Raw genomic sequence first — 2,971 nt, 5'->3', positions numbered from 1 at the left:
TAGCCTCCTAAACTATGTGCCCCACTATGAAAATTACTATTAGGGTATTTATCTTTCACAGCTTGGGTGAAGGCTACACTTTCATCTATTTGGCTCGGAGTACCTTTTGTATAGATATCATTAGGAACATTTGAATGCGTTACTTTTTTAATAATTGTTTCGCCAATCGTATCCATTGTATTTAGTACATCATTGTCGTCAGTTGGCTTGTTGTATTTTTCAGTTATAGTAGTATTTTTTAGATCTTTATAACGTTCATCAATTTTCAAATTAGTTGTGTTATTATGAAAGGGAAGATTTGCATTGGTTTTCCAGTCTTTCATACTGGTAAGTTCTGTACCAGCATAGCCCATATAAATGTGACTAGTGTCTACTTTACCATTCACAACTGGTGCAAATGCATAAGATCTTAAACCATTTTGGGTATCGTCTCGTTTTTCAATGACTCTATAATTTTTACCTTGCACTTTAATGTTATTATTTTTTTCTAGATCCCTATAAGACTCTGAAGCTATTTTGTGGGAAATTTCATCTGTTTGTTGCATATTAAAAGACTCCTTAAAATAAAATTGAAAGTGGGTAAGCAATGAAAAAAAACAAAGTTACATTTTACGCAATATTAATAATTATATCACTATTTATATTAGGAGGCTATGTTTTGCATAAAAATGAGAAAGATAGATATATCGAAGTTCAAAAGAACAGAATTGATTTATATTTCAAATATAACCTTAAAAATTATCATTCCTTAACAATAAAGGATGTAGACAAAAATCCAATGGGAGATTATTTTATATCTGGCTATATTAATAATGATAAAAAATATGAATTTGAAGCGATGATGTCCTCTATAGACCGCTTTCAATTTAATGGGGATATGTCTTATAATCCAAAAGTTTTTGGCAAACTATTTAAAAATGAGGATCATATAAATGAATTAACTCCGAATGATATTATAAAAAAAGAAAACCTTAATAAAAAAGACTACGAAGCAGACCCACCTCTAATTTGGGGATTTTAACATCAGAAAAGCACTAACTACTCAACCTAATGAATAGTTAGTGCTTTTAAATTTCATTATTAGTCCTCCAACGATACATCATCAACAAATACCGGTCTGGTTGGATGTTCGTCTGCTACTTTATTTACCTCATTGTCTAATTCTTCATCTTCCCCATTCTATTCACCTATATTAATGAATATAGGCACGTCTCCTAAAATTTCTTGCTTATCAGTAAATAACTTATGGTATTTCCCCAACATATCACGAGCTTTTAAACGGTCACTTGGCTTGATTGGTACATCAACGGTTTCTACATGCTCGTTATATACAAGGTTCATGCATCCAGTATCTCAGCATAAGAGTCTCCATTAAAATAGCACTAATCAATTACCCATCCTTTTATCTCTTTTATTAGATTGTTCTTTTTTATTTCTGAAACTGTTTTTGGGTTTTTTATCATCATTCTATCCAGTTTATCACTATATGATGAGAGATATTCAAATTGATAATCATCTTTAGACCACATATGTGCTGAAAAAGTATTAGTATTGTCATTATTTATATAACCTGTAATAACAAATCCATCTAAAGGATTTTCTTTATGTTCCTCAAACTTTATTTCTTTATAACCTTTAACATTGTACTTCATATAAATTACTATTTTTTCTTTTTATTTGTCATAATATTTTATTTTTTCATGTTTCATCTTTAAATAGACGTCTCCAACAATTAATATAATAAATATTAAAATTATTTTTATTTAAAAAATCATTCCTTTGAGGTGAAATAACGGACAATCTTCATACTAAAAATAACACATATCACGAACTAGCTAATAGTGTTTATAATATACATCCATCAGATAAAAAGATAGCAATTGAACCCAAAAGCTGATATTACCACTGATATATATTTAGGTACCAATGATATTGAAATTGAAACTAATCCAGATAAAATTTTAAATGCAGCTATTTACAGAGACACTACCTTAAAAAAAATTAACCCGAATACAGTTGGAAATAATAAATGGCTGAAAATGGTTGATCAAAATAATGCAAAAGAAGCTGATCAATTTAACGAATCTTATCTTCGGCCTCAGTCAGTTTTGAATAACTTGATGGAACAGGACAAGTTGAAGACTACAGGCTGAAGCTGCCCCCTAAGAAAGCGAGCCAACAATACTAAGTATTGTAAAATCAAAACCACCCGTATGAACGGGTGGTTTGTTCTACGGCTATAAGCCTTTCTTACTGGCCACCCCTAAAAGGGCACTGATAGGTCAGCCAACTGCACTACTTTCCCAGCACCCCTAAAGGGGTACTATTTTTTCGTCTTTTTTAATTTCTTCTCCTGTAAAGGGATCTAGGTTTTCTTCCATTGAAATTTGATCTGCAACGATATCTTCTTGTAATTGATTACGAATGTAATCTTCAATTACCTTTTTATTTCTACCTACTGTATCTACATAACATCCTTTACACCAAAACTTTCTATTTCCATATCTATATTTTAAATTAGCATGTCTATCAAAAATCATTAAACTGCTTTTACCTTTTAAATATCCAACAAATGATGATACTCCTAATTTAGGTGGAATACTAACTAACATATGAATATGATCTTTACATGCTTCTGCTTCTATTATTTCTACGCCTTTTCTTTCACATAGTTGACGTAAAATAACTCCAATATCTCTTTTGATTTTTCCATAAATCACTTGTCTTCTATATTTTGGTGCAAAGACTATGTGATACTTACAATTCCATTTTGTATGTGCTAAACTGTTTGTGTCAGATGACATTAAAAAGCATCTCCTCGTGTTGAATATTTTGGTTGGCTGACCAATATATATTCTAGCATGATGAGATGTTTTTTTAGATAACGGTAAAACCTTTTCTGAACCATACGCATAGCGCATGGTTTTCTTTATACAAATAATAAAGAAGCCAGTAAATGAATTTATGAAAA

Annotated in this window: 3 protein-coding genes and 3 pseudogenes; 2 read left to right on the top strand and 4 right to left on the bottom strand. The window is 30.5% G+C overall.

What is annotated here, in order from left to right; genetic code table 11:
- A pseudogene (locus HMPREF2663_RS10760) lies at positions 1–545 on the bottom strand (hypothetical protein); the annotation flags it as partial.
- A gap of 41 nt (positions 546–586) precedes the next feature.
- On the opposite strand from HMPREF2663_RS10760, the gene HMPREF2663_RS10755 reads away from it, so the two are divergent.
- Positions 587–1,021: a DUF1433 domain-containing protein gene (locus tag HMPREF2663_RS10755; protein ID WP_032603087.1), complete on the top strand. Its 435-nt coding sequence runs from the start codon at positions 587–589 to the stop codon at positions 1,019–1,021.
- Between the two features lie 59 nt (positions 1,022–1,080).
- Here the strand turns inward: HMPREF2663_RS10755 and HMPREF2663_RS13120 are convergent.
- Both HMPREF2663_RS13120 and HMPREF2663_RS10745 read right to left on the bottom strand, forming a co-directional pair.
- Positions 1,081–1,350, bottom strand: a pseudogene (locus tag HMPREF2663_RS13120) (terminase small subunit); the annotation flags it as partial.
- 32 nt (positions 1,351–1,382) lie between these two features.
- Positions 1,383–1,763: pseudogene (locus HMPREF2663_RS10745) on the bottom strand (DUF1433 domain-containing protein).
- A 117-nt stretch (positions 1,764–1,880) separates the two neighbouring features.
- On the opposite strand from HMPREF2663_RS10745, the gene HMPREF2663_RS10740 reads away from it, so the two are divergent.
- Positions 1,881–2,153, top strand: a complete 273-nt coding sequence (locus HMPREF2663_RS10740) for a hypothetical protein (protein WP_002476459.1) — start codon at positions 1,881–1,883, stop codon at positions 2,151–2,153.
- Positions 2,154–2,312: 159 nt separating this feature from the next.
- Here HMPREF2663_RS10740 and tnpA read toward each other — a convergent pair whose 3' ends face one another.
- Complete coding sequence (gene tnpA, locus HMPREF2663_RS10735) at positions 2,313–2,804, bottom strand: IS200/IS605 family transposase (RefSeq protein ID WP_002476458.1); 492 nt, start codon at positions 2,802–2,804, stop codon at positions 2,313–2,315.
- Between the last annotated feature and the right edge of the window lie 167 nt (positions 2,805–2,971).

Origin of the sequence: Staphylococcus sp. HMSC077D08 (assembly GCF_001837945.1) — a bacterium.
Classification (GTDB): domain Bacteria; phylum Bacillota; class Bacilli; order Staphylococcales; family Staphylococcaceae; genus Staphylococcus; species Staphylococcus epidermidis.
This window is presented reverse-complemented; position numbering and strand designations above follow the sequence as displayed.